The organism is Vreelandella lionensis, assembly GCF_044543515.1.
GTDB classification, from domain to species: Bacteria; Pseudomonadota; Gammaproteobacteria; order Pseudomonadales; family Halomonadaceae; genus Vreelandella; species Vreelandella lionensis.
This window is the reverse complement of record NZ_JBITWC010000026.1, coordinates 42,180-67,370: the sequence shown is the minus strand read 5'-3', so window position 1 is coordinate 67,370 and position 25,191 is coordinate 42,180. Positions and strand designations below refer to the sequence as shown.

Sequence of the window (25,191 nt, the reverse complement as noted above, 5' to 3'; positions counted from 1 at the left end):
GATTTTTTCTTCATTGATGTCGTCGATCTTGCCATGGTCCACCTCACTGCAGTGTATTACATTCTTGAGATGTCCATCGTTACTGGGCAAGATCAAGGATGTAACACTCACCATCTTTGATAAGCACCAAGGTGTCCATTCCCACATCGGGCACGTTAAAGCGCTGCGTTAGCTCCTGCGCCAACTCGCTCTGCATAGGGGTGAATGCAAAGGTTCCCTCTGGGTCTCGCTGGATGATGAAATGCACTGCGCCGTTACAGAAGTTGCAAACACCATCGAATATGACGATATGGGGATTGTTCATAGGCTCCGTTAGCGCCTTGTAATCGCTTGATCATGCACGCTTAGTTGGCTCTGGAAGCCTCTCAAACTCTGGAACGTCGCTCATCGCCTCCTCCCAACCTGCCCTTCGCGATGTAAAGATATGCGCTGTGGGTGACATAGAGACTTCCGTATCCAAACACCCAGCAGGAATGACGAGCAAACCTGCCTCATGAATGCTTGGCAGTGCTGAACCACAGAGCTTACAGAAGCTTTTCTTGTGACGAGTGCCGGGAAGCGTGAAGGTAGTCACAGATTCTGAACCCGCCAACCAAATCAACTTGGCTGAATTCAAAAATAAATTAGCTGCATAACCGGACCCGGTATCCTTTTGGCAATACTGGCAATGACAAAGGTAAAAGCCGTCGAGGTCGCCTTGCACTTCAAATTTTGTATTGCCACACAGACAAGAACCAAGATAATCGGCCATCAGCTTTCTCTCTATTGCTTGCCGCTCGTGTGTGCATAACGCAAAGCTCAGCCGCCGAGGTACGAAGTCGGCTACAGCGTTTTATTAAAAGTCTCAAGAGCATAATTCAGCTGTTCCGGAGTAATGTCGTTTAGTGCCCAATATTTTTCAGACGGTGAGTAATCTGGGATTGCTCGAGTATCATAAAACTGGACGTTTTGCGCTTGAAGAAATTTAAACCCATCATCTTTACTCACATAGTCAACACCAGTAGCAGAAGGCAACCAACCCTTTATAAAAGCCTCATATGCGAGCAGCCAATTTGATGTCTTAAGCTCTGCGGGTGTCATCAGAGATTGCCACAGGCTAAACGTGTGAGTGCTCGGTATCAGCCCCTGATGCTGTGCATCTAATGTGAGCAACGCTACAAATGGGTTTTCTATACCAGATAGAATTTCCACAACGCCATCTGAGAAAGCAAGGTCAAAAAGTATCATACCAAAAACAGCATACGAAACTTCACTGGTGTGGCCCATTGGCGAATGCTCGGATATAAGAAACTCTAACGTTTCTTTTAGCTCCTCCCTGTCAATTATGTAGCCTTGTTTTTCGTAAAAGCGAATAAAGTCTAGAGCAATCGGTAGTATACCAGGCTCCGCGATTGACCACTGCAAAATAATACTTTGATAACAACTCCAATTACGCTCATAAATTATTTTAGATGCGGACCTTAATATTGCATACTTTACTATCGGCTCTTCTGGGTACTTTTGCAAGCAGTCCATCACCAAGTCAAAGTAGTGCAAAAAATCGTTTCTCTGTTGAGTTTTACCATTCCTAAACTTGTAATTTTTTAAATCGTGAATCCACACTGGATCAATATAGCAAGGAGATGCTACGATTTTTGTTTTTGATGAATTTAGAGTTAATTCAAAATACTCGAGGGTTTCTTGCAATCTCGCCAAAGTAGCTTCAGCTTCTTGCAAGGATGCACAGCCAAACTCAAAATCATCAATATATCTATGATATTTTTTACCAACCACAGGAACCAAAATCTCATCAATCGCCGTCATAACGATCTCGGCAATTACAAAAGAAACATCAGGACCTATTGGAACACCTTTTGTCTGCATTTCCTGACAATTTCTAATGTGCGTATCAATTTGATTACCTAAACTAGCGGAGAAGGCAAAGGCTCCTTTTGCAACCGACTTAGTATGCAAAGCCCAAGGAATACTATGTGTATATATTGAGGGGTAAAAATTGCTTATGTCTGCTTTTAGTATGTACTTTGACGCAGAGCGAGTTCTCAGCTTTATACTTGATAATTCAGAGAAGCCTTTTTCCCATCCCAGCGCACGATAGATATCTGGCACCGGTCTACTTAAAGACTGCTCGGACTTTTTATAGTGCGCCTCTATTTCCACCCAATTGTCAGCTATCGATTTTGCCACGTGATAGTGGTTTATTGGATTAGGTATCGATAGAACCCTACGAAGCTCTCCTCGCCTAGCCAAATTAAATACAGCGCTTTTAGAATTGTATTTCGGGCCTTTTTTTCCATAAACATATGGATGGCCACTAGGCAAAGAGCTTGAGCATATTGCTGCCGCATATTCCTGCGTAGTAAAGGGGGCGGGCAGCTCTGCCGGAAAGTATCCTTTTTCGAGTAGCTCTTTTAACATCTGAAACGTCACTCCTTCTCTACTGACAGACTTTGCCTTCTAAAGCCGCGTTACGGTGTGAGCAAAGCTACCACCTAACCTATTGCGCCTTATACACTAAAGTCGATAGAAACCGAAAATACCAAGCGTTGCGAATCACTCTTAAACGCTTTGTTAGCCGCGTTTACCAATTATGCGCTTTGCCCTATCTAAGACATGATCAAAGGTCATAATCGTTAGATTATGGTAACTACTATTGAGCACACGAAATGCCTGTTGTTGCTCTTTATTCCAATCATTTGAGCGCCCGTAAATTAAAGTGCATCTTGGCTTGATGGTTTTAACGTAACCCACCCTCTCCATGAACTTGACGCTGTTAGCTTCCAGCTCAACTTCATGAATGTAAGCCTGGGATTGAGTGATAGCTTTAATTAAATCAGAGTGCGGGTAGTAGTTATTGTGGTCAAGCCCTACAGACCAAAACTTAAGGCTACCTTCGGGTCGTTTTATTTCGACAATATCCAAAAAACCATCATAACTTTCCATCAGAAAGTCTGAAATATTATGGGTATCTATTGCCCGCTCATCGAGGACTTTGACAAAGTCGCTACCAAGAACCCAACTATTTTTCTCAAACCAGTTCTGCCATGCACCTTCAGTAAAATCAGACTCTAAAAGATATTGAAACTCATCTAGCGCACGAACTTTTCGAGCATGCTCTAAACCTAACTCTAGATCTTCAGGGATTACATCATTTGCCAAAAGAAACTCAAGCACTCCCCGTTTGTCCGGCAAATTCAACAACTGTTTAACTTGCTCAGCATTTGAAAGATCATATGGATTATCCAGCGGCAAGAAAGCTCTAGCACCTTGCTTAAAAGGTTCATAATTATTCGAGATAAACTCAACTAAATTGTGAAATTCTTCACTATCTAGTGTGAGCTCACTTTTGGGGCTATCGAGCTCGAGAGCTTCACTCTCATACCAATTCTTTGGTTTGTTATACCTACCAAGCTTCAAAAACACTTCATCTTCTGAAGTGTTGTGCGGAATCTTCCAAAATATAGCTCTAGTCAGAACACGAGGTTTATCACGAATAATCCTGACTAATCTGTCTTTAATTTGTGCCATGATACCTCTCAATTAACTCATAGCTGCTAACAGTGATCATATAGTCCGCGGCATAACTCTAATAAAAGCGCCAGCACAGTCATTAGAAAAATAAAGTTCGAACTTTCATATAAGCCGTTGATTTTTTTATATCTATAAACACACAGATGACCACCCACCCCTTGTTATCATGCCCGCTCGTTCTGCCCGTCTAATCACACTCTATTAACAAATTCAGCTTAGGTCACGTGTTAGGTTAATTTTTCAGCCGTGCCTGACTGGCCTACGTGGCACTATCAGCACCGCGTTGCGGTGCTTCGCGGGTGCCTCACTTCGTTCGTTACGCCGCGCTACGGGATCGGTGGCTTTTTCGATGTTTGGGTGGCTTTATCATCGCGCTGAAGCGCCCTCCCACTCCTGTCATCTCCCACATCTGCCATCTATCACATCTGTTATCTCCCTTACCCCGTCACTTCTTGCTACTAGCCTTCTCTCGCAAACCAGCTTAGCCTGCTAACTCAACCAGTAAGGGATTGAGATGCAAGAGACAACGACACGGCAGCGCTTGGCGGGGGTGTTGGTGCTGCTGGGGCTTTTGGCGCAGATATTGGGCTTTACCGGGGCGGTACCGACCGCGCAGGCGGTGAGCTATTTGCTGTGGGCGGCGGTGGCGCTGCTGTGGCGGGATATTCCCAAGCGTTCGCGTATTCAGGCGGGGGTGTTGATTGCCCTTGGTGTGGTCATGCTGGTGGTGGCGCAAACGGTGTATGACGCGGCGGTGAACTGGCCTGCCATGCTGCAAGGCAACGTGTTTGTGGCCACCATGCTGGTGGGCGTGAGCTTTATTTCGCTGATTGGAACCCAGGGCAATAAACGCCCGCCGGGCAAGCGGGTAACAGGGGCGGATGGCGTGCTGCGTACCTGGCTGGGGGTGCATTTCCTCGGCACGATTTTGAACCTTTCCACGGTGTTTATGGTGGGCGACCGATTGGCTCGCCGTGCGCCGTTAACCACGCCGCAGCTATTAGCGCTGAACCGTGGGCTTTCTAGCGCTGCCCTTTGGTCGCCTTTCTTTGCTTCCATGGCGGTAGTGATTGCCCTGGTGCCTTCGGTGCAATATGCCCAGATTGCCGTGGTGGGTTTTCCGATTGCCATGCTCTCAGGGCTATTAACCACGCTGGAGCTGCGGCGGCGGTTTGATTTAACCGAGGTGGATGGTTTTTCGCTTTCGCCCCGCAGCCTGCTCATGCCTGCGGGCATGGCGGCGTTGGTGATGCTGTTTCACTTCTGGATCACGCCGTCGCTCACCATTGTCAGCATCATTACCTTTTTACTGCCGGGGGTGGCGCTGTTAAGCAACCTGCGGGAAGGCCCACGCTTTACCCTGCGGCGCATTCGCCAGCACACCGTTACCCGCCTGCCCGCTATGCGTGGGGAAATTTCGCTGTTTTTAGCGGCGGGGTTACTGACCTTGGGGCTTTCGACGCTGGTGGCTGCCGCTGCGGGCGATGAGTGGACGCTGTTTGCCCGCTTTGGTACGTGGCAGGCCATGGCCAGCTTTGCTGCCATTACGCTGAGCGCGCTGGTCGGGCTGCACCCAATTATTGGCGTTTCCGTGCTGGCGTCTATTTTGGATTTAAGCGGTGGCGAGCAAACGCTATTCGCCTTTGTGGCGTTAAGCGCCTGGGCAGTGGGCACCAGCGTTGGGCCGCTTTCCGGTATTAACCTTTCCTTGCAGGGGCGTTATGGGGTGAGCGGTTATCGCATGATGAAAGATAACCTGCCCTACGCGGCGATAATGAGCCTGCTCTCGCTGGGGGCGATCGCAGGCTTGAGCGCTTGGCTAGGTTAAAAATTAGGTTTCGACAATTTTATTGGGGAAGCGGTAGAAGTAGCGGTGGCCGCACTGGTGGCAGGGTTCCAACCGCGAGACTTCGTTCAGCATTACCTGGGCATCGCAGTGTGTGCAGGCCATTAACCCCGGGGCGGCAATTTCGCCTTCGCAGTAATCGGCGCGGGCGGCTTCTAGGTCGTCCTCAAAGCGTTCGCGGTCTACCACGCTGCGGTCGGCAATCGAAAGCAGTGATTCTGCCACTCGGCGGGAGAGCTGGTCGATATCGACCCCCAGCCAGCTAGCCACCTGCTTGCCGGTATCCGCCATGTAGTAGCGCATATCTTTTAAGTCGCGCTCTACCCAGGCGCGCAGCAGGGCCAGCTCGTCTTTGGTGTACTCTTCAAGCTCTGCTTCAAAGGCAACGGCGTAGTCCAAATCCTTTTGCAGGTTATCCCAGGTGAGCTCGTTGGCGCCGCCTTGCATGCGTTCCAACAGGCGCTCGTAGCCTTCGCGCAGGCGGTGATCGTTATGTTTTTCCATGGGTCCTCTCCTTTTGTTGCCACAGGCGCTGCCTATCATCGGCTAGCCGTTCAAGGATACACCTGCATAGGATACAATCGACGCTACTTATCTGACAGTCGTCATCTATTATTCACTTTGCGCCCTTTTTGGGCGAATGACCCCAAGGCATTGAAAACACCGATGGACGCACATTACAGCCCCCGTGATATCGAACGTGATGCTCAGCAGTACTGGGACAAACACCAGTGCTTTAAAGCCGTAGAAGACGCCAACCGCGAAAAGTTCTACTGCCTATCCATGTTCCCCTACCCCAGCGGCAAGCTGCACATGGGCCACGTGCGTAATTACACTATCGGCGACGTTGTCTCACGTTTCCAGCGCATGCAGGGTAAAAATGTCATGCAGCCCATGGGTTGGGATGCGTTCGGGATGCCGGCGGAGAATGCCGCGATTCAAAACCAGGTGCCGCCCGCCAAGTGGACCTACCAAAACATTGATTACATGCGCAACCAGTTGAAGGCATTGGGCTTTGCCTACGACTGGAGCCGCGAATTCGCTACCTGCGACACCAGCTACTACCGCTGGGAGCAGTGGTTCTTCACCAAGCTGGTGGAAAAGGGCTTGGTGTACAAGAAGATGTCCACGGTGAACTGGGACCCGGTCGACCAAACCGTCCTCGCCAACGAACAGGTCATCGACGGCTGCGGCTGGCGTTCCGGCGCGCCGGTAGAGCGCAAAGAGATCCCGCTGTGGTTCTTGAAGATTACCGACTACGCCGATGAGCTGCTGGCAGATTTAGATAACGTCGAGTGGCCCGAGCAGGTCAAGACCATGCAGCGCAACTGGATTGGTAAATCCCGTGGCGTCGAGCTGAGCTTTGATATTAAAGCCGCCGATGGCAGCGCCTGCGAGCCGCTGGCGGTGTACACCACCCGCCCGGATACGCTGATGGGCGTGACCTACGTGGCCGTGGCCGCTGGTCACCCGCTGGCGAAACAAGCCGCCGCGCAGAGCAGCGAGCTGGCGGCGTTCTGTGAAGAGTGCGCCAAAGGCGGCACCTCTGAAGCGGAAATGGCCACCAAAGAGAAGCTGGGCATGGCCACGGGCCATAAAGCCATTCACCCGTTAAGCGGTGAAGAAGTGCCGGTATTCGTGGCTAACTTCGTACTGATGGAGTTTGGCACCGGCGCGGTCATGGCCGTACCCGCCCACGACCAGCGCGACTGGGAGTTTGCCACCAAGTACGGCGTTGAGTTGAAGCCGGTGGTAGCCGACGAGCACGGCAACACGCCGAATATCTCTGAAGGCGCTTACACCGAGCACGGCACGCTGATTAATTCCGGCGAGTTCGATGGCCTGGAATTCCAAGCGGCGTTTGATGCCATTGCCGCCAAACTGGCTGAGCTGGGCCGTGGCGAAGTAAAAACCAACTACCGCCTGCGTGACTGGGGTATTGCCCGCCAGCGTTACTGGGGCGCGCCGATTCCGGTGAAGTACGGCCCGGAAGGCCAAACCGTGCCGCTTTCCGATGACGAGCTGCCCGTCGCGCTGCCCATGGAAGTCACCGTGGATGCCTCCGGTTCTCCTCTGAAGAAGATGCCGGAGTTCTCCGAACTAGGCGATGGCTGGGTGCGTGAAACCGACACCTTCGATACCTTTATGGAGTCTTCCTGGTACTTCGCTCGCTTCTGCTGTGCGGATAACCACGAAGCGATGCTGGATGAGCGCGCCAACTACTGGCTGCCGGTGGACCTCTACATTGGCGGTATTGAGCACGCCATTCTGCACCTGCTCTACGCCCGCTTCTTCCACAAGCTGCTGCGTGATTTCGGCATGGTCGACTCCGACGAGCCGTTCCAGCAGCTGCTCACCCAAGGCATGGTGATTGCGGAAACCTTCTACCGCATTAAAGATAACGGCGGCAAAGAGTGGTTTAACCCCGCCGATGTGGAAGTGAAGCGTGACGAGAAAGGCCGCCCGCTGAGCGCCATTTTGATGAGCGACGGCCAGCCCGTTGAGATGGGCGGCATCGAGAAGATGTCCAAGTCGAAGAACAACGGCGTCGATCCGCAGTCGATGATCGACAAGTTCGGTGCCGACACCGTGCGCCTGTTTATGATGTTTGCCGCGCCGCCCGAGCAGTCGCTGGAGTGGTCGGATTCCGGCGTCGAGGGCGCGCACCGCTTCCTGAAGCGCATCTGGCGTCAGGTTACCGAGCACCTGGAAGCGAGCACTCCGGGCACGCTGAACGTTGAGGCACTCAACGACGACCAAAAAGCGCTGCGTCGCAAAACCCACGAAACCATCAAGAAAGCCAGCGACGACATTGGCCGCCGCACCACCTTCAACACCGCCATTGCGGCTGTGATGGAGCTTTCTAACGCGGTCGCTAAGTTCGACGATACCTCTGAACTGGGCCTCGCGGTTAGCCGTGAAGCGCTGGAAGCCTGCGTACTGCTGCTGGCTCCGATTACCCCGCACCTGTGCCACACCCTGTGGCAGCAGTTGGGCCATGAGCAGCCCGCCATTGAGGCCCAGTGGCCAAAAGTAGACGAAGCCGCCCTGACCCGCGACAGCATCGAGCTGGTGGTACAGGTGAACGGTAAACTGCGCGCCCGCCTGGAAGCCCCGGCCAGCGCCGACAAAGCCGCCATCGAGCAACTGGCGATGGAGAACGAAAACGTCCAGCGCCATTTGGAAGGCAAAACGGTCCGTAAAGTGATCGTGGTGCCTGGCAAGCTGGTTAACATTGTGGTGAGTGGATGAAGCCAGCCCAACCCATAACGCGCCGTCGTTTCCTCGCGCTTAGCATCGCCGCCTCGGCGGCGGTGCTGCTCAGCGGCTGCGGGTTCCACCTGCGCGGCACGGAATCCATGCCGCGCCTGCCCGCACTCTCGATAGAGGGCGACGATAATAGCGCCCTCGCCCAGCAGCTTCGCACTCGCCTGCAGCAATTAGGCACCGAGGTAGAAAGCGGCGCGCCCTGGCGCGTCACTCTCGGCACGCCAACGCTGCAAGAGCGGCGCATTGGCACCGATGGCCGCGCCAGCCGCGAACACGAGCTAACGCTGAGCACTACGCTCTCGGTTCAGCAACGGGAAACTAACGCTTACGCGCTGAATAACGCAACGCTGGCCACCAGCACGCGGATTCGGGTAAGCGATGATGATCTGTTGAACCGCGAGACGCTGTTCCAAGAGGCCGAGCAGACACTGACTCGGCAGCTTGCCCAGCGTATTGTGGAACGCTTAGCCAACATTGAGGCGCCGCGGTGAAGGTATTTGCCGACCAACTGCCCGCTGCCCTAGCCAAAAAACTGCCCAAAGCGGTAATTGTGGCGGGCGATGAGCCGCTGCAGCACCGCGATGCCTGCGATGCGGTGCGCGCCGCCGCTCGCCAAGCGGGTATCGAAGAGCGGGAAGTACTGGATGTAGAGCCCAACTTTGCCTGGGGGCGGCTCTTGGAAACCGCCAGCAACCTCTCGCTGTTTGCCTCCAACAAGCTGTTAGAGCTGCGCATGGGTAATCAGAAGCTGGGGCAGGAAGGCAGCAAGGCGCTTGCTCAATATGCGGAAATGATGGATGGCAGCGACGACCTGCTATTGGTCAGCATGGGCAAAGTCGATGCCAAGCAGCAGAAAAGCGCCTGGTTCAAAGCCTTAGATAAACAGGGAATTTTTGTTCCCGTATGGCCGGTAGATGCTTCGCGGCTTGGCTATTGGCTACGGGATAGAGCGTCTCACCATGGCCTGCAGATTGATTTGGAAGCGGCACGGTTGCTGGGTGAGCGCACCGAAGGCAACCTGCTGGCGGCTGATCAAGAGCTGCAAAAGTTGGCGTTGATCTACCCGGCTAATACCCGGCTCAACGTCGAACATATTGCTCAGGGAGTCGAAGATAGCACCCGCTTCGACGTATTTAATCTGGCGGATGCCTGCTTGAAGGGCGAACCCAGCCGTGCCTCGCGGATTGTGAACGGCCTAAAAAGCGAAGGCGTCGAAGCGCCGATTGTACTGTGGGCGCTCACCCGCGAGCTGCGCACTCTGCTGTCGTTGCATCAGCATTTGGATCAGGGCCAGAGCTTTGAGCACGCCTGTAAAACCCAAAAGCCGATGATTTTTGATAAACGTCGCCCGTCCTATCAAAAAGCCATTAGCCGCCTTTCCATGAAGCGTTTACACAAACTGCTACTAATGGCCCAGCGCCTGGATTTAGCGGTGAAAGGGGCATCTGCCGTGCCGCTATGGCCGGGGCTGCACGACCTCGCCATGACCATGGCAGGGGCAAAAGGCATCCTGGCGGAAACGCCCTGGACCTATCGCATTAGTGCAAATAATTAGCACTTTGCATTTTCGTCTTAAAACACTCGCTGTTTGTTTCTATACTAATCACTCAAGCTACTCATAGCTTGCTCCCCGATAAGTCTAAGGATGAAGACAATGAAAACAGTGCGTGCTTACCTCTCGACCCTTTTGATTGCTGCGTTAGTGTTTGCCAGCCTGCCCGTTGTGGCGGCCCCTACCGCCCCGCAAGGCATGGATCTGGTATCAACGCAGTCTGTTTTAGCAGGCGACCGTGCCGGTGCGGACCGCGAGCGCATCAATGAAATCCTCGCCCGTGCCGATGTGCAAGATCAACTGCTAAAGCAGGGTGTTAATCCTGCTGACGTTGAAGCGCGTGTGGAGGCCCTGAGCGATGCCGAAGCCCAGCAAATGGCGCAGCAGCTTGAGCAGTTGCCCGCCGGTGCTGGCGTGATTGGTGCGCTGTTCGCGGTATTTGTGATTCTGCTGGTAACGGACATTCTCGGTTTAACCGATGTTTACCCGTTCACACGCTAATTCATCCGCGATGATGAACCGTTATGTTAACGCCCGCACTGCGGGCGTTTTACTGTTAAGCCTGCTGCTTCTACTGCTAACCGGCTGCGCACGCAGCCCGGTACTGCTTGAAAGCACCAAAGCCAGCCTGACGCCGCAAACTGAGCTCACCGAAGTGCCGTTTTTTGCCCAAACGGAATACCAGTGCGGCCCAGCTACCTTGGCTATGGTACTTAATCACGAAGGCGTAGAGGCTAGCTTAGACGAGCTGATTCCTCAGGTTTTTTTGCCAGGGCGTGACGGCAGCGTTCAGCCAGAAATGCTGGCCACCGTACGCCGCTACGAGCAGTTGGCGATTCCTATTCGCGGCACCATGGATGCACTGCTCACTCACTTGGAAGCTGGCGACCCGGTGGTAGTGATGCAGAACCTTGCCCTGCCCGCTTTCCCCATGTGGCACTACGCGGTGGCAATTGGCTTTGATCTGCCTAACGAGACGCTTGTTCTGCGCAGCGGTGAAATCGAGCGGCACACCCTGTCGTTTAGCCGTTTTGATGCTACGTGGGCACGTACTGAGCGCTGGGGGTTTGTGGTCAGCGAGCCGGGCAGCCTGCCGGAGGGCGTGACCGCCCGCAACGCCCTGGAAGCGATTAGCGCCTTTGAAGAGCAACATGGGCCTGCAAAAACGCTCAGCAGTTGGCAAGCCTTTGGCGAACGCTTCCCCGCCAACCCGTTGGGGCAGTTCGCGTTAGGCAATGCGCTTTACGCAACGGAACAACCCCAAGCAGCGTTAGCAGCGTTTGAAGCCGCTACCCAACTAGACCCCGCTATGGGGGCCGCATGGCTAAACTTAGCCATCTTGCAGCTTCAGCAAGAGAACACCGCCGCCGCCAGGGAATCACTAAGCCAAGCTGCTTCACTAGAAGGCGAATGGCAGCCCCGCGCCCAACAGCTGTTGGAATCGCTATAAGGTATGGCTAACGGAAGGTGATGGTTATAAACACGAAGGGGGCATAGCGCCCCCTTTTTGTGGCCGCTTAAAAGACGCGGTTTAAGCCGTTTTGCGCCGCCACCCGGTAAGCTTCTGCCATGGTCGGGTAGTTGAAGGTGGTGTTCACGAAGTACTTCAGGGTATTCGCTTCGCCCTTCTGCTGCATAATCGCTTGACCGATGTGCAGAATTTCAGAAGCCTGGTCGCCAAAGCAGTGAATACCCAGAATCTCCAGCGTATCCTGGTGGAACAGAATTTTCAGCATGCCCACCGTGTCGCCGGTGATTTGGGCGCGAGCGGTATCTTTAAAGAACGCTTTGCCCACTTCATAGGGCACTTTGGCTTCGGTAAGTTCGCGCTCGTTCGGGCCAAAGGAGCTGATTTCAGGAATAGTGTAGATACCAGTCGGGACATCGCTGACAAAGCGGTACTCTTTTTCCAGCAGCTCGTTGCAGGAGTTTAGGCCCTGATCGTAGGCGGCACTGGCCAAGCTTGGCCAACCAATGACGTCGCCCGCCGCGTAAATATGCGGAATCGAGGTGCGGTAGTGCTCATCCACGCTGAGTTGACCACGGCCATTCGCTTCCAGGCCGATGTTCTCCAGCCCTAAGCTGTCGGTGTTACCAGTACGGCCGTTGGCCCATAGGAATGCATCGGCACGGATTTTCTTACCGGATTTCAGGCGTACCACTACGCCTGCTTCATCACCCTCGACACTCTCGTACTCTTCGTTATGACGAATCAGCACGCCGTGCTTGCGTAGGTGATAAGAGAGCGCATCACTGATCTCATCGTCCAGGAACGACAGCAGGCTATCCCGGTTGTTGATCAGATCTACCTTCACGCCAAGCCCCGAGAAGATGGACGCGTATTCACAACCGATAACGCCCGCGCCGAAAATTACCAGCGTACGCGGCGTGTGGGACAGGCTCAGGATGGTATCGGAGCAGTAGATACGCGGGTGGCGGAAGTTGATATCTGCCGGGCGATAAGGGCGCGAACCGGTGGCAATGACGATTTTCTTAGCCACTAGCTCTTCCATGCCCTCTTGGCGGTCGCGCACTACAACGGTGTGCTCGTCTTTGAAGCGGGCGACGCCGTGGAACAGGTCAATGCGGTTACGCGCATAAAAAGTGGTGCGCATTTCAACCTGTTTGTCGATGGTACCGCGCGAGCGCTCCATCACTTTTGGGAAGGAGAACCAGCGGGGCTCACCGATATCGCGGAACATGCGGTTGGTGTTAAACGCCATGATCTGCTTTACCTGATGGCGCAGCGCTTTCGAAGGAATGGTGCCCCAGTGGGTGCAGTTACCGCCTACCTGGGCCTGCTTCTCAATTATCGCCACCCGCATACCGTGCTTAGCAGCATTAATAGCAGCGCTTTCTCCGGCGGGGCCGGTACCGATCACCACGACATCGTAATTGTGAACCGCCATACGGTTTGGATCTCCTTGTTCCCTGACATCATCAATTCATTAGCGCATACGTAAACGCCCGCGGTTAAGCGAGCGTTTGATGTTATTTAACGCGTAGTAGCATCAGCGGTTAGCGGCGCGTTGCATCGTAACCTAAGTCGGCGCCACGGCTTTCATCACTACGGCGCCGTACGCTACCGCGTTTGCGGTTCTCTTCTTCGCATACTTCGTCTTTACCGCCGCAGATATCGCAGCCATCCTTCATGCCGATTTGATTAAGCCCACCGCAGGAGCCTGCAATGGGTTTACGCCCCATCAGCACGCCAACGGCCATCGCGCCCATAATCAGCGCCATAAACCCGAATACCAGTAGCCAAATTGCCATGTTGTCCTCCTAGCATTACGTTAGGTATCTCACCTGCCGACAATACTTGTGCCGATAAGTGCCTTAAAAATCTACCGCCCATTGTACCTCAGCCACCGCAAAATGATCAGGCATTGGGCGTTTTTCAGCACGGATACTTCGCATCTACCAACAAAACGGTAAACAAAAACAAACGGGGCTAGCCCAAAGGCTAGCCCCGCTTCTAACGTTCGCTGATGCGATATTAGCCGCCGAAGTCATCCAGCAGGATGTTTTCCGGCTCAACGCCCATATCAAGCAGTAGCTTAATAACAGAGGCGTTCATCATGGGCGGTCCACACATGTAGAACTCACAATCTTCAGGTGCCGGATGGTCCTTCAGATAGTTTTCGTACAGCACGTTGTGGATGAAGCCCGTCGGGCCTTCCCAGTTATCTTCCGGCTGCGGATCGGAGAGTGCCAAGTGCCACTCAAAGTTCGGGAACTCTTCCGCCAGCTGGTCGTACTCTTCGTTGTAGAAGGTCTCACGCCAGGAGCGCGCACCGTACCAGAACGAAATTTTACGAGTCGACTTCAGGCGCTTGAGCTGGTCGAAGATATGGCTACGCATTGGCGCCATACCCGCACCACCACCGATGAAGACCATTTCAGCGTCGGTGTCTTTGGCGAAGAACTCACCAAACGGCCCCATCACCGTTACCTTGTCACCCGGCTTCAGGTTGAAGACGTAGGTAGACATCAGGCCCGGCGGATGACTGCTGCCAGGAGGCGGAGTCGCGATACGAATGTTGAACTTGAGGAGGCCTTTCTCTTCCGGATAGTTCGCCATGGAGTAGGCGCGGATGACTTCCTCATTGCTCTTGTGGGAAATGTTGAATAGGCCAAACTTCTCCCAGTCGCCACGGTACTCTTCTTCGATATCGAAGTCAGAGAACTTGATGTCGTAGGGCGGCGCTACCAGCTGTACATAACCACCGGCGCGGAAGGCAACTTCTTCACCTTCAGGCAGCTTCAAGTTCAGCTCTTTGATGAAGGTCGCCACGTTCGGGTTGGCGGTTACTTCGGTTTCCCACTTCTTAACGCCGAAGACTTCTTCCGGCACTTCTACTTTCATGTCCTGCTTCACAGGAACCTGACAAGAGAGGCGCCAGCCTTCTTTCTTCTCACGCATGGTGAAGTGCGACTCTTCAGTCGGCAGAATAGAACCGCCGCCCTCTTCTACTCGGCACTTACACTGGGCGCAGGAACCACCGCCACCACAGGCAGAAGAAAGGAAAATACCGTTGGCCGCCAGGGTGTTCAAAAGCTTGCCGCCGGCCTGGGTCTTCAGGGTGTGCTCAGGGTCGCCGTTGACTTCAATGGTCACGTCCCCGCTACTCACTAGCTTGCTGCGCGCTGCCAGAATGATCGCCGTTAAGCTAATAACGATGACCGTGAACATGACAACACCGAGCAAGATGACAGATGTATCAACCATGTCGGTTTCCTATTGCTGAAGGTTTTCTGTACCTCGGCAGCCTAGGCTGCCGAGAAAACCGGCTCCGATTAAAGCTGAATGCCAGAGAAGGACATAAAGCCCAGTGACATTAAGCCAACGGTGATAAACGTGATGCCAAGACCCTGCAGACCGCCCGGCACGTCGCTGTACTTCAGCTTTTCACGAATACCCGCCAGAGCAGCGATTGCTAGCGCCCAACCGGTACCAGCGCCGAAGCCATATACCACGGCCTCACCGAAGTTATAGCTACGCTCTACCATGAACAGTACGCCACCCAGGATGGCGCAGTTTACGGTGATCAGCGGTAGGAAAACGCCCAGCGCGTTGTAAAGCGACGGTACGTACTTATCAAGGAACATCTCCATGATCTGTACCAGTGCCGCGATAACACCGATGTAAGAGAGCAGACCCAGGAATGACAGGTCGATATTCTCAGCACCGCTAATGCCGGTCCAGGTCAGCGCCCCTTCCTGCAGCAGGTAAGTGAATACCAGGTTGTTGACCGGAACCGTGATCGTCAGTACGACGATAACCGCAATCCCAAGGCCAATCGCAGAGGACACCTTCTTGGATACCGCAAGGAACGTACACATGCCCAGGAAGAAGGCTAGTGCCATGTTCTCAACAAATACCGAAGCAACGAAAAGGCTTAGATAATGTTCCATGTTACACGGCCTCCTTCGGCTTGGTGTTGTGCTTCATCTTGAACTCGTTCTCTTCTACCTGCTCGGGGTTGACAGAGCGCAGTACCCAGATCAACAGACCGATGATGAAGAAGGCAGAAGGCGGCAGCAGCAGCAGGCCGTTCGGCACGTACCAGCCGCCGTTCTGAATGGTCGGCAGTACAGTGAAGCCGAAGATACTACCAGCACCCAACAGTTCACGAACGAAACCTACCACCATCAGAACGAAACCGTAGCCCAAACCGTTACCGATACCGTCCAGGAATGACAGGCCCGGCGTGTTGGACATCGCGAAACCTTCCGCGCGGCCCATCACGATGCAGTTAGTGATGATCAGACCTACGAAAACCGACAGCTGCTTAGACATTTCGTAAGCATAGGCTTTGAGGATCTGGTCAACCACGATCACCAGCGAGGCAATGATGGTCATCTGAACAATGATACGGATCGAGGACGGAATATGGTTCCGAATCAGCGATACGAACAAGTTCGAGAAGGAAGTTACAAAAATTACCGCCAACGCCATTACCAGCGAAACGCTCATGCTGGTGGTGACCGCCAACGCAGAACAGATCCCCAAGATTTGCAGTGCAATGGGGTTGTTCTTAAAAATCGGCGCCGTTAAAACGCCTTTTGCATTTACATCCGCCATGATCAGGCCCCCTCAACGTCGTCGAAGTCAGTCTCGGTGTCTTCGGCGTCTGATGGCTCGGTACCGCTGCGGAATTTAGCCAGGTAAGGAGCAAAGCCCTCTTCACTCAGCCAGAACTGCAGCATGTTGGTCACGCCGTTACTGGTCAGCGTAGCACCGGAAAGCGCATCGACTTCGTGCTCGTTACTTGCACCGCCTTTGGTCAGGTGGATTTCCGGTGAAAGGTCGCCCTCTTCACTGTAAACCTCCTTACCTTCCCACAGGGCTTGCCAGCGCGGGTTGTTTACCTCAGCACCCAGACCCGGCGTTTCGCTGTGGTCGTAGTACGTGATACTGACGATGGTGTTGCCATCCCCTTCAACAGAGAGGAAGCCCATCATGCGGCCCCACAGGCCCTGCCCACGAATAGGCAGAACAATCTGGTCGGGGTTTTCAGCGTCGCCCACGAGATAAACGGTGGCGTAGTTTTCAACCCGCGCCAAACCTGCGATATCACGGTCGCCAGACAGCGTGCGGCCAGTAGCTGGGTCGCGCGCGGCTTCAAAACCATCGAAGGTACTGGGGTCAAACTGGTCAGTGTATTCACCGGTTTCCAGTTCAACAACGCGGGCAGTGATCTGGCTGCTGAACGCTTCTTCCACATCCATACCCGGCTCGTAAAGACGCGCCACATTAAGGATGTTGGTTTTGCGGTCCAGCTCCTGATTGAGCTGCTGCGCTGGGCGTAGTGCGACGGCCGCCGTCGAAACGATGACCGAGCACACGATGCACAGCGAGAACGCTACGATCAGGACTTTCTTGATGGAGTTATTACCTTGTGCCATTAGGCAGTCTCCTCGGCCGGTGTACCAGTGCGCTTGAGACGGCGCTTCACATTGGCCTGGACGAAGAAGTGGTCAATCAGCGGCGCAAACAGGTTGGCGAACAGAATGGCCAGCATAATGCCTTCCGGGAACGCCGGGTTTACCACGCGGATTAGAACGGTCATCACACCGATCAGCGCGCCAAATACCAAACGGCCTTGGTTAGTCATGGAAGCGGACACAGGGTCAGTCGCCATAAACACCATACCGAAGGCAAACCCACCAATGACGAGGTGCCAGTACCACGGCATCGCGAACATGGGGTTGGTTTCAGAACCGATCAGGTTGAACAGCGTGCTGGTAATCACCATACCCAGGAATACACCCAGCATGATGCGCCAGTTGGCAATCTTGGTCCACAGCAGTACGGCAGCACCGATCAGGATGGCCAGCGTCGACACTTCGCCAACAGAGCCAGGGATAAAGCCTAGGAAGGCATCCCACCAGCTGTAAGCGTTAGTCAGCGCAGTCATACCGTCTTGGAACGCCATAGAAAGCGCAGTAGCACCGGTGTAGCCGTCGGCTGCTACCCATACTGCGTCACCGGAAATTTGCGCCGGATAAGCAAAGTAGAGGAACGCACGGCCAGTCAGCGCCGGGTTAAGGAAATTCTTACCGGTACCACCGAAGATCTCCTTACCAATCACGACACCGAAGGTAATACCTAATGCTACCTGCCATAGCGGAATAGTAGCTGGCAGAATCAACGCAAACAGCACGGAAGTCACGAAGAAGCCTTCGTTCACCTCGTGACCACGCTTAATGGCGAACAGCACTTCCCAGAAACCACCTACCACGAAGGTGACGAGGTAGATAGGCAGGAAGTAGGTCGCACCCAGCACGAAGTTCGCCCACAGGCTGCTCGGATCATGACCGCCCGCCAGGGTCATCATGATGGCTTCGCGCCAGCCGTTCATAGAAGCATAACCTGCTTCAATCGCCGTGTTAGCCTGCCAACCTGCGTTCCACATACCGAAGAACATGGCCGGGAAGGTACACAACCAAACGGTGATCATAATGCGCTTAAGGTCAACGCCATCACGGATATGTGACGTGGTTTTCGCAACACTGGGGGGCGAATAGAAGATGGTATCTACCGCTTCGTAAAGCGGATAGAACTTCTCGTACTTGCCACCTTTATGGAAGTGCGGCTCGAGATTATCGAGTGTTTGTCGAATACCCATCATCAGGCCTCTTTCTCGATCATGGTGAGATTGTCACGCAGGATGGGGCCGTACTCATATTTGCCGGGGCAAACGTAGGTACACAGCGCCAGATCCTCTTCGTCCAGCTCAAGACACCCGAGCTGCATGGCAACCTCAATGTCGCCCACAATCAGCGAACGCAGCAGTTGCGTTGGCATAATATCCAACGGCATGACGCGCTCGTAGTTACCCACCGGCACCATGGCACGCTCGGAGCCATTTGTAGAAGTAGTCGGCGCGTAGTTGCTCAAGCCTTTGAACTTGGAAAGGTAGATACCCATTACCGAGTGACGATTCGCACCCAGAGATAACCATCCCAAAAAGGTGCGCTTATTGCCCTCTTCCAGCAAACTGATTTGGTTGTGGAAGCGACCCAGATAAGTCAGTTTGCCTTCAGCGGCGGCGCCAGAGAAAACCGAACCGGAAATCACGCGGGTGTCATCGGGTTTGATGACTTCACCTGCTAAGAGTTCCTGAGTGCTGGCACCCACACGGGTACGCAGAATGCGCGGTTTTTCTGCACGCGGGCCACCTACCGCTACGATGCGGCTTATGTCCAGCTTACCTTCTACAAACAGCTTGCCGAAGGCAATCACGTCCTGATAACCGATGTGCCACACTTTCTTATGCAGCGCCACGGGCGAGAGGTAGTGAATGTGTGTGCCTACCAAACCAGCCGGATGCGGCCCAGCAAAGCTTTCGGTTTTTACACCGCTGACATCACCGCCCGGAATTGAGGCGTTTGCACCCGTGCACAGAAAAACGTTGCCCTCGGTCAGGCGGGTTAGCACCTTGAGGCCGTCTTCAAATGCCTGGGCATTTTCATTGATGATAAAGGCAGGGTCAGCGCTTAGCGGATGAGTATCTACAGCGGTGACAAAGATATCGGCAGGAACGCTATCGATGGCTGGCGTGCGTGAGAAAGGACGGGTGCGCAGGGCAGTCCAAAGTCCTGACTCAACAAGCTGGTCGACAACGGCTTGACGATCAAGCTGTCCTAAAGCACCACGATCATGAGAAGCAAATGTCATCGCTTCTTCATTTTCATCGACTTTAATAACCACAGACAGCAGACGACGTTTTTCGCCACGGTTAATTGCGACTACTTCACCACCGGCAGGCGCGGTAAAACGCACGCCGTCAATTTTCTTGTCGGTGAAGAGAAGCTGGCCTAACTTGACCTTATCCCCTTCCTGAACTTCCATTGTTGGTTTCATACCAACATAGTCAGTGCCCAGGATTGCCACGTGACGCACAGGCTGCGCATCTTCAATACGCTGCTCGGGCGCTCCCGTGATGGGGAGATCCAGGCCTTTTTTGACTTCGATCATAGTCTCGCCCAGTTGATGGATCGGATATACGAAGGTAAGGGGTTCGAATGCTTATTTTCTGCTCAGTGAATTCTTATTTTCTGTTCAGATTGTTACCAGTCAGGCCCAAGCAAGCTTGAACCACCCCGAAAAATCTATCGCATTATAAAGATAAGCGCGGCCAATGACCACATCCCTGATGGCCTCCAAAAGTGCTATATGCATTTGTAGTGCATTTGTTTCTGGTACAAAAAACGCCACCCGAAGGTGGCGTTGATTCAACGTTTTAAGTAATGCCCTAATTTAGCGCACTACGGACCCGCACTAATTAACTCGCCTGACGTGGCAGCTTCAAAAACTGCACATTCGACATATGCTGAAGAATACGAATGACCTGGCAGCTATAACCAAACTCATTGTCGTACCAGACGTAGACCACTGCATGATTGCCGTTAGCAATGGTCGCTTTGGCATCAACAATGCCCGCGTGGCGATTACCAACGAAGTCAGAAGAAACCACTTCTGCAGAGTCAACGAAATCGATTTGCTTTTGGTAAGCAGAATCAATCGACATACGGCGCAGGTAGTCGTTCAGCGCGTCTGCATCGGTACCTTTATCCAGCGTCAGGTTCAAAATCGCCATAGATACGTTCGGGGTCGGTACACGAATGGCGTTACCAGTCAGCTTGCCTTCTAACTCCGGCAGCGCCTTAGCAACCGCTTTAGCTGCGCCAGTTTCGGTCAGTACCATGTTAAGCGCCGCACTACGGCCACGACGATCACCTTTATGATAGTTATCAATCAGGTTCTGGTCGTTGGTATAGGCGTGAACGGTCTCAACGTGCCCTGTCGCCACACCGTACTCATCGTTGAGTACTTTCAGCACCGGCACAATGGCGTTCGTCGTACAGGAAGCCGCCGACACGATGCGGTCATTATCGCCAATCGTCTCGTGATTAATGCCGAATACGATATTTTTGATGTCACCTTTACCCGGCGCCGTCAGCAGCGCTTTTGCTGCACCTTTACACTCAAGGTGCTGGCCTAGACCCGCTTCATCACGCCAAATACCGGTGTTATCAACAATCACCGCGTTATGAATATCGTAGGCGGTGTAAACAATTTCGCTGGGAGAGTCGGCGTAGATGACCTGCACCACGTTGCCGTTAATGGTCAGCGTACGCGCGTCAGCATCCACGGCGATGGTGCCATCAAACGGGCCATGAACCGAGTCGCGGCGCAACAGACTGGCACGCTTCTCCAGGTCTTTCGCCACATCACCACGGCCGCGCACCACAATGGCACGCAAACGCAGTAGGTTTCCGCCGCCAGCCTTCTCGACCATCACGCGCGCCAGCAGGCGACCAATACGGCCAAAACCATACAGCACGACGTCTTGAGGCTCGCCTTTGCTGCCGCCCGGCTGAAAGCCGTCGATGATCTCGCCTAGCTCATGGCGCAAAAATGCATCAAGGTCGCCACCGCCCTGGCGCTTAAAGCTCACTGCTAGCTTACCCACATCGACGTGAGCAGGCCCCAAGTTCATCTCACTCATCGCTTTTACGATGGGGTACGTGTCTTCTACCGACAGCTCTGTGCCTTCAATTTTGCGCACAAAGCGGTGATCTTTAAGGATACGAATGACCGACCGCTTGATCAGGGAACGTCCGAACATGGTGGCAACAACGTTGTTCTGGCGATAGAGCTGACCCACCAGCGGAATCATCTGCTCAGCCAGAGCTTCATTGTTTTGCCATTCCTGAAAAACGTTTTCGAGAGCTTGCTGACTCACGTGCGGCCTCATTGGGTAACGGGGATGTGGGGATATTATCCGGGGCTTATTAGGGAGCCGCAATGAATGGATAGTCGCACAACATGTAGGGGTATTACAGAAAAAGGGCATTGACTACAAACAGTATTCATGTAGTACCAAATAGGCTCACAAAGCCCGCTTCACCTTAGGGCCTCTGCGTGAAAGGGCTGATCGTGTATGATTCAGGTTCCGTTTCTGCGCAAAACGATACCTTTACTATGCCTTCTTTCTCTCTGCTCGAACCGCCTCAGCCGCAAGGGATTCGCGATACGCTCTATTTGCAAGCGCCGCCGGGCAGTGCGACTGCCCTGGCGCTAGCTCAGGTAGCGTCAAGCGCACCGTTACTGGTGATCACTCCCAACACCGCCAGCGCCCAGAGGCTGGAACAAGATCTCGCTTTTTATAGCAGCGTACCGGTTCTCCCCTTCCCCGACTGGGAAACCTTGCCCTACGACAGCTTCTCGCCCCACCAAGATATTATTTCTGCTCGGCTGAGAACGCTGCGCCTGCTGCAGGATGGCGTGCGCGGTATCGTGCTTGTGCCGGTCAATACCCTCATGCAGCGGCTGCCGCCTGTCTCGTACATCGCTGCCCGCGTGATGACGCTAAAGGCGGGGGCCACGCTGAATCGCGAAACATTCCGCGAATCGCTCTCCCGGGCAGGCTATCGTGCGGTAGAGACCGTTTATGAGCCGGGCGAATACGCCATGCGCGGCGCGATTATCGACCTATTTGCCATGGGCATGGATGAGCCGATCCGCATCGACCTTTTCGATGACGAGATCGACACCCTGCGCCACTTCGACCCCGGCAGCCAGCGCTCTACTGATAAAGTCGACACCATTGAGCTGCTGCCCGCCCATGAGTATTCGCTCAGCCGCAGCGCCATCGCATGCTTTCGTGAGCAGTTTGAAACCCTGTTTGATGTCGACCCGCGCCAGTGCCCGCTCTATAACGATGCGCTGAAAGCGATTCCCTCTCCTGGGCTAGAGCAGTATTTACCGCTCTTTTTCGAGGAAACCGCCTCGCTGTTTGAGCATCTCACCGAAGACACTCGCATCGCCTTGCTCCCAGACGTTTTCCACGCGGCTGAGCAGCACTGGCAGTCGATTGAATCGCGCTATGAGAATTTAGGTGTTGACCCTACGCGGCCGCTACTACCGCCTCACCGGGCGTTCTTCCCGGTTAACGAAGTATTCTCCGCCATTAAAGCGCGACCTCGCCTTGAGTTCACTGAGGACGACAGCCAACGCCATGCGCTTGCTCCTCTGGCCCAAGCACTCCCTTCTCTGGCCATTAATGCGCGCGCCAAACAGCCGCTGAGCGAGCTGGCGAGCTTCTTGGATAACCATCCCAAGACCCGCATGCTGTTTGTTGCCGAGTCCCGCGGGCGGCGGGAAGCACTGGAGGAAGTCCTCTCCCCGCTGAAAATATCGCTGCCCCATAGCGATAGCTTCCAGGCTTTTTTAGCAGGCAGCGAGCACATCGCTATAACGGAAAGCTTGGTGGGTAGTGGCCTATGGCTCACCGAGCCCGATGTCGCGGTAATTAGCGAAACCGAGCTGTTTGGCGACGTCGTGCGGCAAAGCCGTCGGCGGGAAAAAGCCACCGACGATAACGAACTAGCGGTCCGCCACCTTTCCGAGTTGCGCGAAGGAGCACCGGTGGTTCACCAAGCCCACGGCGTAGGCCGCTACCTGGGCCTGGAGACTCTGGAAGCGGGCGGCCAGGCCAACGAGTTTCTCGCCCTCTCCTATGCCGACGGCGCCAAGCTGTATGTACCGGTGGATAGCCTGCACCTTATTTCACGCTATAGCGGCGCCGATGACGAACTCGCCCCGCTGCATAAGCTGGGCTCCGACCAGTGGGAGAAAGCCCGCCGCAAAGCCGCTGAAAAAATTCGCGACACCGCCGCAGAGCTACTGGATATTTACGCCCGCCGTGAAGCCCAGCAAGGCACGGTGTACGACTCACCGGGAGATGAGTACGTTCGCTTTTCAGCCAGCTTCCCGTTTGAGGAAACACCCGACCAGCAAGCCGCCATTGAGGCGGTGATTAGCGATATGGTGTCGCCACAGCCAATGGATCGCGTGGTATGTGGCGACGTCGGCTTTGGTAAAACCGAGGTGGCCATGCGCGCCGCCTTCCTCGCCGTACAGTCCGGCAGACAGGTCGTAGTGCTAGTGCCGACAACGCTGCTAGCGCGCCAGCACTTTGAGAACTTCCGCGACCGCTTTGCCGACACTGCCGTCAATATCAGCCTAATCTCGCGCTTTACCGGTGGCAAAGAGATGACGCAAACCCTGGAAGGCATCAAAAACGGCCAAACCGATATCGTTATTGGTACCCATAAGCTGCTCTCGAAAAGCGTCGAGCTGCCCAAAATGGGACTGCTGATTATCGATGAAGAGCACCGCTTCGGCGTCGCCCAAAAAGAGAAGTTGAAAACCCTACGCGCGGAAATCGACATTCTCACACTCACCGCTACACCTATTCCGCGCACGCTCAATATGGCCATGAGCGGCATCCGTGACCTTTCTATCATCGCCACCCCGCCCGCAAGGCGCTTATCGGTAAAAACTTTTATACAGCAGCGCGACAACAGCATTATTAAGGAAGCGCTACTGCGAGAGATCCTGCGCGGCGGTCAGGTCTACTTTCTGCACAACGAAGTAAAAACCATAGAGAATGCTGCTGAACAGATCCGCGAGCTAGTGCCGGAAGCCCGCGTTGCGGTGGCCCACGGCCAGCTTCCAGAGCGCAGCCTTGAGCGGGTGATGTCTGATTTCTACCACCGACGCTTTAACGTGCTGGTGTGCTCCACCATTATCGAAACCGGCATTGACGTACCTAGCGCCAATACCATTTTGATTGAGCGTGCGGATAAGTTCGGCCTAGCACAGCTACACCAGCTGCGCGGCCGCGTAGGGCGCAGCCACCATCAGGCCTATGCTTACCTACTAACCCCGCCACCCAAAGCCATGACGCGAGATGCCGTAAAACGCCTTGAGGCGATTAGCGCCTCAGACGACCTGGGGGCAGGCTTTACATTGGCCAGCCACGATATGGAAATTCGCGGTGCGGGTGAGCTTTTGGGCGACGAGCAGAGCGGCCAAATGGAAACCATTGGCTACACCCTTTATATGGAAATGCTGGACCGGGCGGTGAAAGCAATCCGCGCAGGCAAAACCCCTAACATCGACGCGCCCTTCAACACAGGCGTCGAAATAAGCCTGAATCTGCCTGCCCTCATTCCCGATGATTACATTCACGATGTACAGCAGCGCCTAGTCATGTATAAACGCATCGCTAATACGCAATCAGATACCGAGCTTAAAGAGTTGCAGGTAGAGTTGATTGACCGTTTTGGCCTACTGCCACAGCCGTTGAAGAATCTGATTCGGCAGACGAAGCTGCGCCACCGGGCAGAACAGCTCGGTGTTGAGCGCATAGAAGCAGGTGAACAGCGCGGCCGCGTGATTTTTAACACCACCACCCAGGTAGACCCGCTGACGCTGGTCACGCTGATTCAAAAATCTCCCCAGCACTACCGCTTAGATGGTTCCGATACTTTACGTTTTGAATTTCCAATGGAAACGGTCGAACAGCGTTTCGAAAAGATTGAAGCACTGCTAACGACCCTTAATCAAAAAGTAGCGGCGGCGTGAACCTTGGGGCAAACTTGTCATTAAGCAGCACATATCGGTAACGCATCGCTG

Annotated in this window: 21 protein-coding genes; 7 read left to right on the top strand and 14 right to left on the bottom strand. The window is 54.0% G+C overall.

Annotated features, from left to right (window positions below; all coding sequences use genetic code 11):
• Positions 1-79: 79 nt before the first annotated feature.
• The 4 genes from ACIGG6_RS15380 to ACIGG6_RS15365 form a co-directional block, all read right to left on the bottom strand.
• Positions 80-304 (bottom strand): thiol-disulfide oxidoreductase DCC family protein, encoded by a 225-nt coding sequence (locus tag ACIGG6_RS15380; RefSeq protein ID WP_399845552.1) that lies wholly within the window; start codon positions 302-304, stop codon positions 80-82.
• Positions 305-334: 30 nt separating this feature from the next.
• Positions 335-751 carry a GFA family protein gene (locus ACIGG6_RS15375; RefSeq protein ID WP_399845550.1) on the bottom strand — a complete coding sequence of 139 codons (417 nt, stop codon included), beginning with the start codon at positions 749-751 and terminating at the stop codon, positions 335-337.
• 71 nt (positions 752-822) lie between these two features.
• Positions 823-2,415 (bottom strand): RNA-directed DNA polymerase, encoded by a 1,593-nt coding sequence (locus ACIGG6_RS15370; protein WP_399845548.1) that lies wholly within the window; start codon positions 2,413-2,415, stop codon positions 823-825.
• A 153-nt stretch (positions 2,416-2,568) separates the two neighbouring features.
• Positions 2,569-3,525 carry a Shedu anti-phage system protein SduA domain-containing protein gene (locus tag ACIGG6_RS15365; protein ID WP_399845547.1) on the bottom strand — a complete coding sequence of 319 codons (957 nt, stop codon included), beginning with the start codon at positions 3,523-3,525 and terminating at the stop codon, positions 2,569-2,571.
• Positions 3,526-4,042: 517 nt separating this feature from the next.
• On the opposite strand from ACIGG6_RS15365, the gene ACIGG6_RS15360 reads away from it, so the two are divergent.
• Entirely contained in the window at positions 4,043-5,356 is a 1,314-nt protein-coding gene (locus ACIGG6_RS15360) for a hypothetical protein (RefSeq protein ID WP_399845545.1), read from the top strand.
• 3 nt (positions 5,357-5,359) lie between these two features.
• On the opposite strand, the gene ACIGG6_RS15355 is transcribed toward ACIGG6_RS15360, so the two are convergent.
• Complete coding sequence (locus ACIGG6_RS15355; RefSeq protein WP_399845542.1) at positions 5,360-5,878, bottom strand: zinc ribbon-containing protein; 519 nt, start codon at positions 5,876-5,878, stop codon at positions 5,360-5,362.
• Between the two features lie 162 nt (positions 5,879-6,040).
• Between ACIGG6_RS15355 and leuS the strand changes: the two genes are divergently transcribed.
• The 5 genes from leuS (at position 6,041) to ACIGG6_RS15330 (ending at position 11,646) form a co-directional block, all read left to right on the top strand.
• Positions 6,041-8,626 carry a leucine--tRNA ligase gene (gene leuS, locus ACIGG6_RS15350; protein WP_399845540.1) on the top strand — a complete coding sequence of 862 codons (2,586 nt, stop codon included), beginning with the start codon at positions 6,041-6,043 and terminating at the stop codon, positions 8,624-8,626.
• A gap of 14 nt (positions 8,627-8,640) precedes the next feature.
• The gene (locus ACIGG6_RS15345; protein ID WP_399845556.1) at positions 8,641-9,135 is read left to right on the top strand and encodes an LPS-assembly lipoprotein LptE; all 495 of its coding nucleotides are present in this window, start codon (positions 8,641-8,643) and stop codon (positions 9,133-9,135) included.
• Positions 9,132-10,199, top strand: coding sequence for a DNA polymerase III subunit delta (gene holA / locus ACIGG6_RS15340; protein ID WP_083026399.1), 1,068 nt, complete (start codon positions 9,132-9,134; stop codon positions 10,197-10,199). Before ACIGG6_RS15345 ends, holA begins: the two co-directional genes overlap by 4 nt.
• A 99-nt stretch (positions 10,200-10,298) precedes the next feature.
• A complete protein-coding gene (locus tag ACIGG6_RS15335; RefSeq protein WP_399845539.1) occupies positions 10,299-10,697 on the top strand; it encodes a PA2779 family protein in 399 nt (132 codons plus the stop codon).
• A complete protein-coding gene (locus ACIGG6_RS15330) occupies positions 10,675-11,646 on the top strand; it encodes a PA2778 family cysteine peptidase (RefSeq protein ID WP_399845537.1) in 972 nt (323 codons plus the stop codon). Before ACIGG6_RS15335 ends, ACIGG6_RS15330 begins: the two co-directional genes overlap by 23 nt.
• 67 nt (positions 11,647-11,713) lie before the next feature.
• Here ACIGG6_RS15330 and sthA read toward each other — a convergent pair whose 3' ends face one another.
• The 9 genes from sthA to ACIGG6_RS15285 all read right to left on the bottom strand — a co-directional run bounded on the left by sthA (position 11,714) and on the right by ACIGG6_RS15285 (position 21,451).
• The gene (gene sthA / locus ACIGG6_RS15325; RefSeq protein WP_213262601.1) at positions 11,714-13,105 is read right to left on the bottom strand and encodes a Si-specific NAD(P)(+) transhydrogenase; all 1,392 of its coding nucleotides are present in this window, start codon (positions 13,103-13,105) and stop codon (positions 11,714-11,716) included.
• Between the two features lie 109 nt (positions 13,106-13,214).
• Positions 13,215-13,469 carry a (Na+)-NQR maturation NqrM gene (nqrM, locus tag ACIGG6_RS15320; RefSeq protein ID WP_044628062.1) on the bottom strand — a complete coding sequence of 85 codons (255 nt, stop codon included), beginning with the start codon at positions 13,467-13,469 and terminating at the stop codon, positions 13,215-13,217.
• Between the two features lie 223 nt (positions 13,470-13,692).
• Complete coding sequence (gene nqrF, locus ACIGG6_RS15315) at positions 13,693-14,925, bottom strand: NADH:ubiquinone reductase (Na(+)-transporting) subunit F (protein WP_083026396.1); 1,233 nt, start codon at positions 14,923-14,925, stop codon at positions 13,693-13,695.
• A gap of 68 nt (positions 14,926-14,993) precedes the next feature.
• Positions 14,994-15,611, bottom strand: coding sequence for an NADH:ubiquinone reductase (Na(+)-transporting) subunit E (gene nqrE / locus ACIGG6_RS15310; RefSeq protein WP_044628064.1), 618 nt, complete (start codon positions 15,609-15,611; stop codon positions 14,994-14,996).
• A 1-nt stretch (position 15,612) separates the two neighbouring features.
• Entirely contained in the window at positions 15,613-16,281 is a 669-nt protein-coding gene (locus tag ACIGG6_RS15305) for an NADH:ubiquinone reductase (Na(+)-transporting) subunit D (RefSeq protein ID WP_253503201.1), read from the bottom strand.
• 2 nt (positions 16,282-16,283) lie between these two features.
• Positions 16,284-17,105 (bottom strand): Na(+)-translocating NADH-quinone reductase subunit C, encoded by an 822-nt coding sequence (locus tag ACIGG6_RS15300; RefSeq protein ID WP_253503198.1) that lies wholly within the window; start codon positions 17,103-17,105, stop codon positions 16,284-16,286.
• On the bottom strand, positions 17,105-18,331 hold the full coding sequence (locus ACIGG6_RS15295) for an NADH:ubiquinone reductase (Na(+)-transporting) subunit B (RefSeq protein WP_253503194.1): 1,227 nt from the start codon (positions 18,329-18,331) through the stop codon (positions 17,105-17,107). The genes ACIGG6_RS15300 and ACIGG6_RS15295 overlap by 1 nt, the downstream gene beginning before the upstream one ends.
• Positions 18,331-19,680: a Na(+)-translocating NADH-quinone reductase subunit A gene (locus tag ACIGG6_RS15290; RefSeq protein ID WP_399845531.1), complete on the bottom strand. Its 1,350-nt coding sequence runs from the start codon at positions 19,678-19,680 to the stop codon at positions 18,331-18,333. The genes ACIGG6_RS15295 and ACIGG6_RS15290 overlap by 1 nt, the downstream gene beginning before the upstream one ends.
• A 307-nt stretch (positions 19,681-19,987) precedes the next feature.
• Positions 19,988-21,451, bottom strand: a complete 1,464-nt coding sequence (locus ACIGG6_RS15285; RefSeq protein WP_399845530.1) for a glyceraldehyde-3-phosphate dehydrogenase — start codon at positions 21,449-21,451, stop codon at positions 19,988-19,990.
• A gap of 239 nt (positions 21,452-21,690) precedes the next feature.
• On the opposite strand from ACIGG6_RS15285, the gene mfd reads away from it, so the two are divergent.
• Positions 21,691-25,140, top strand: coding sequence for a transcription-repair coupling factor (mfd, locus tag ACIGG6_RS15280; RefSeq protein WP_399845528.1), 3,450 nt, complete (start codon positions 21,691-21,693; stop codon positions 25,138-25,140).
• Positions 25,141-25,191 lie beyond the last annotated feature (51 nt).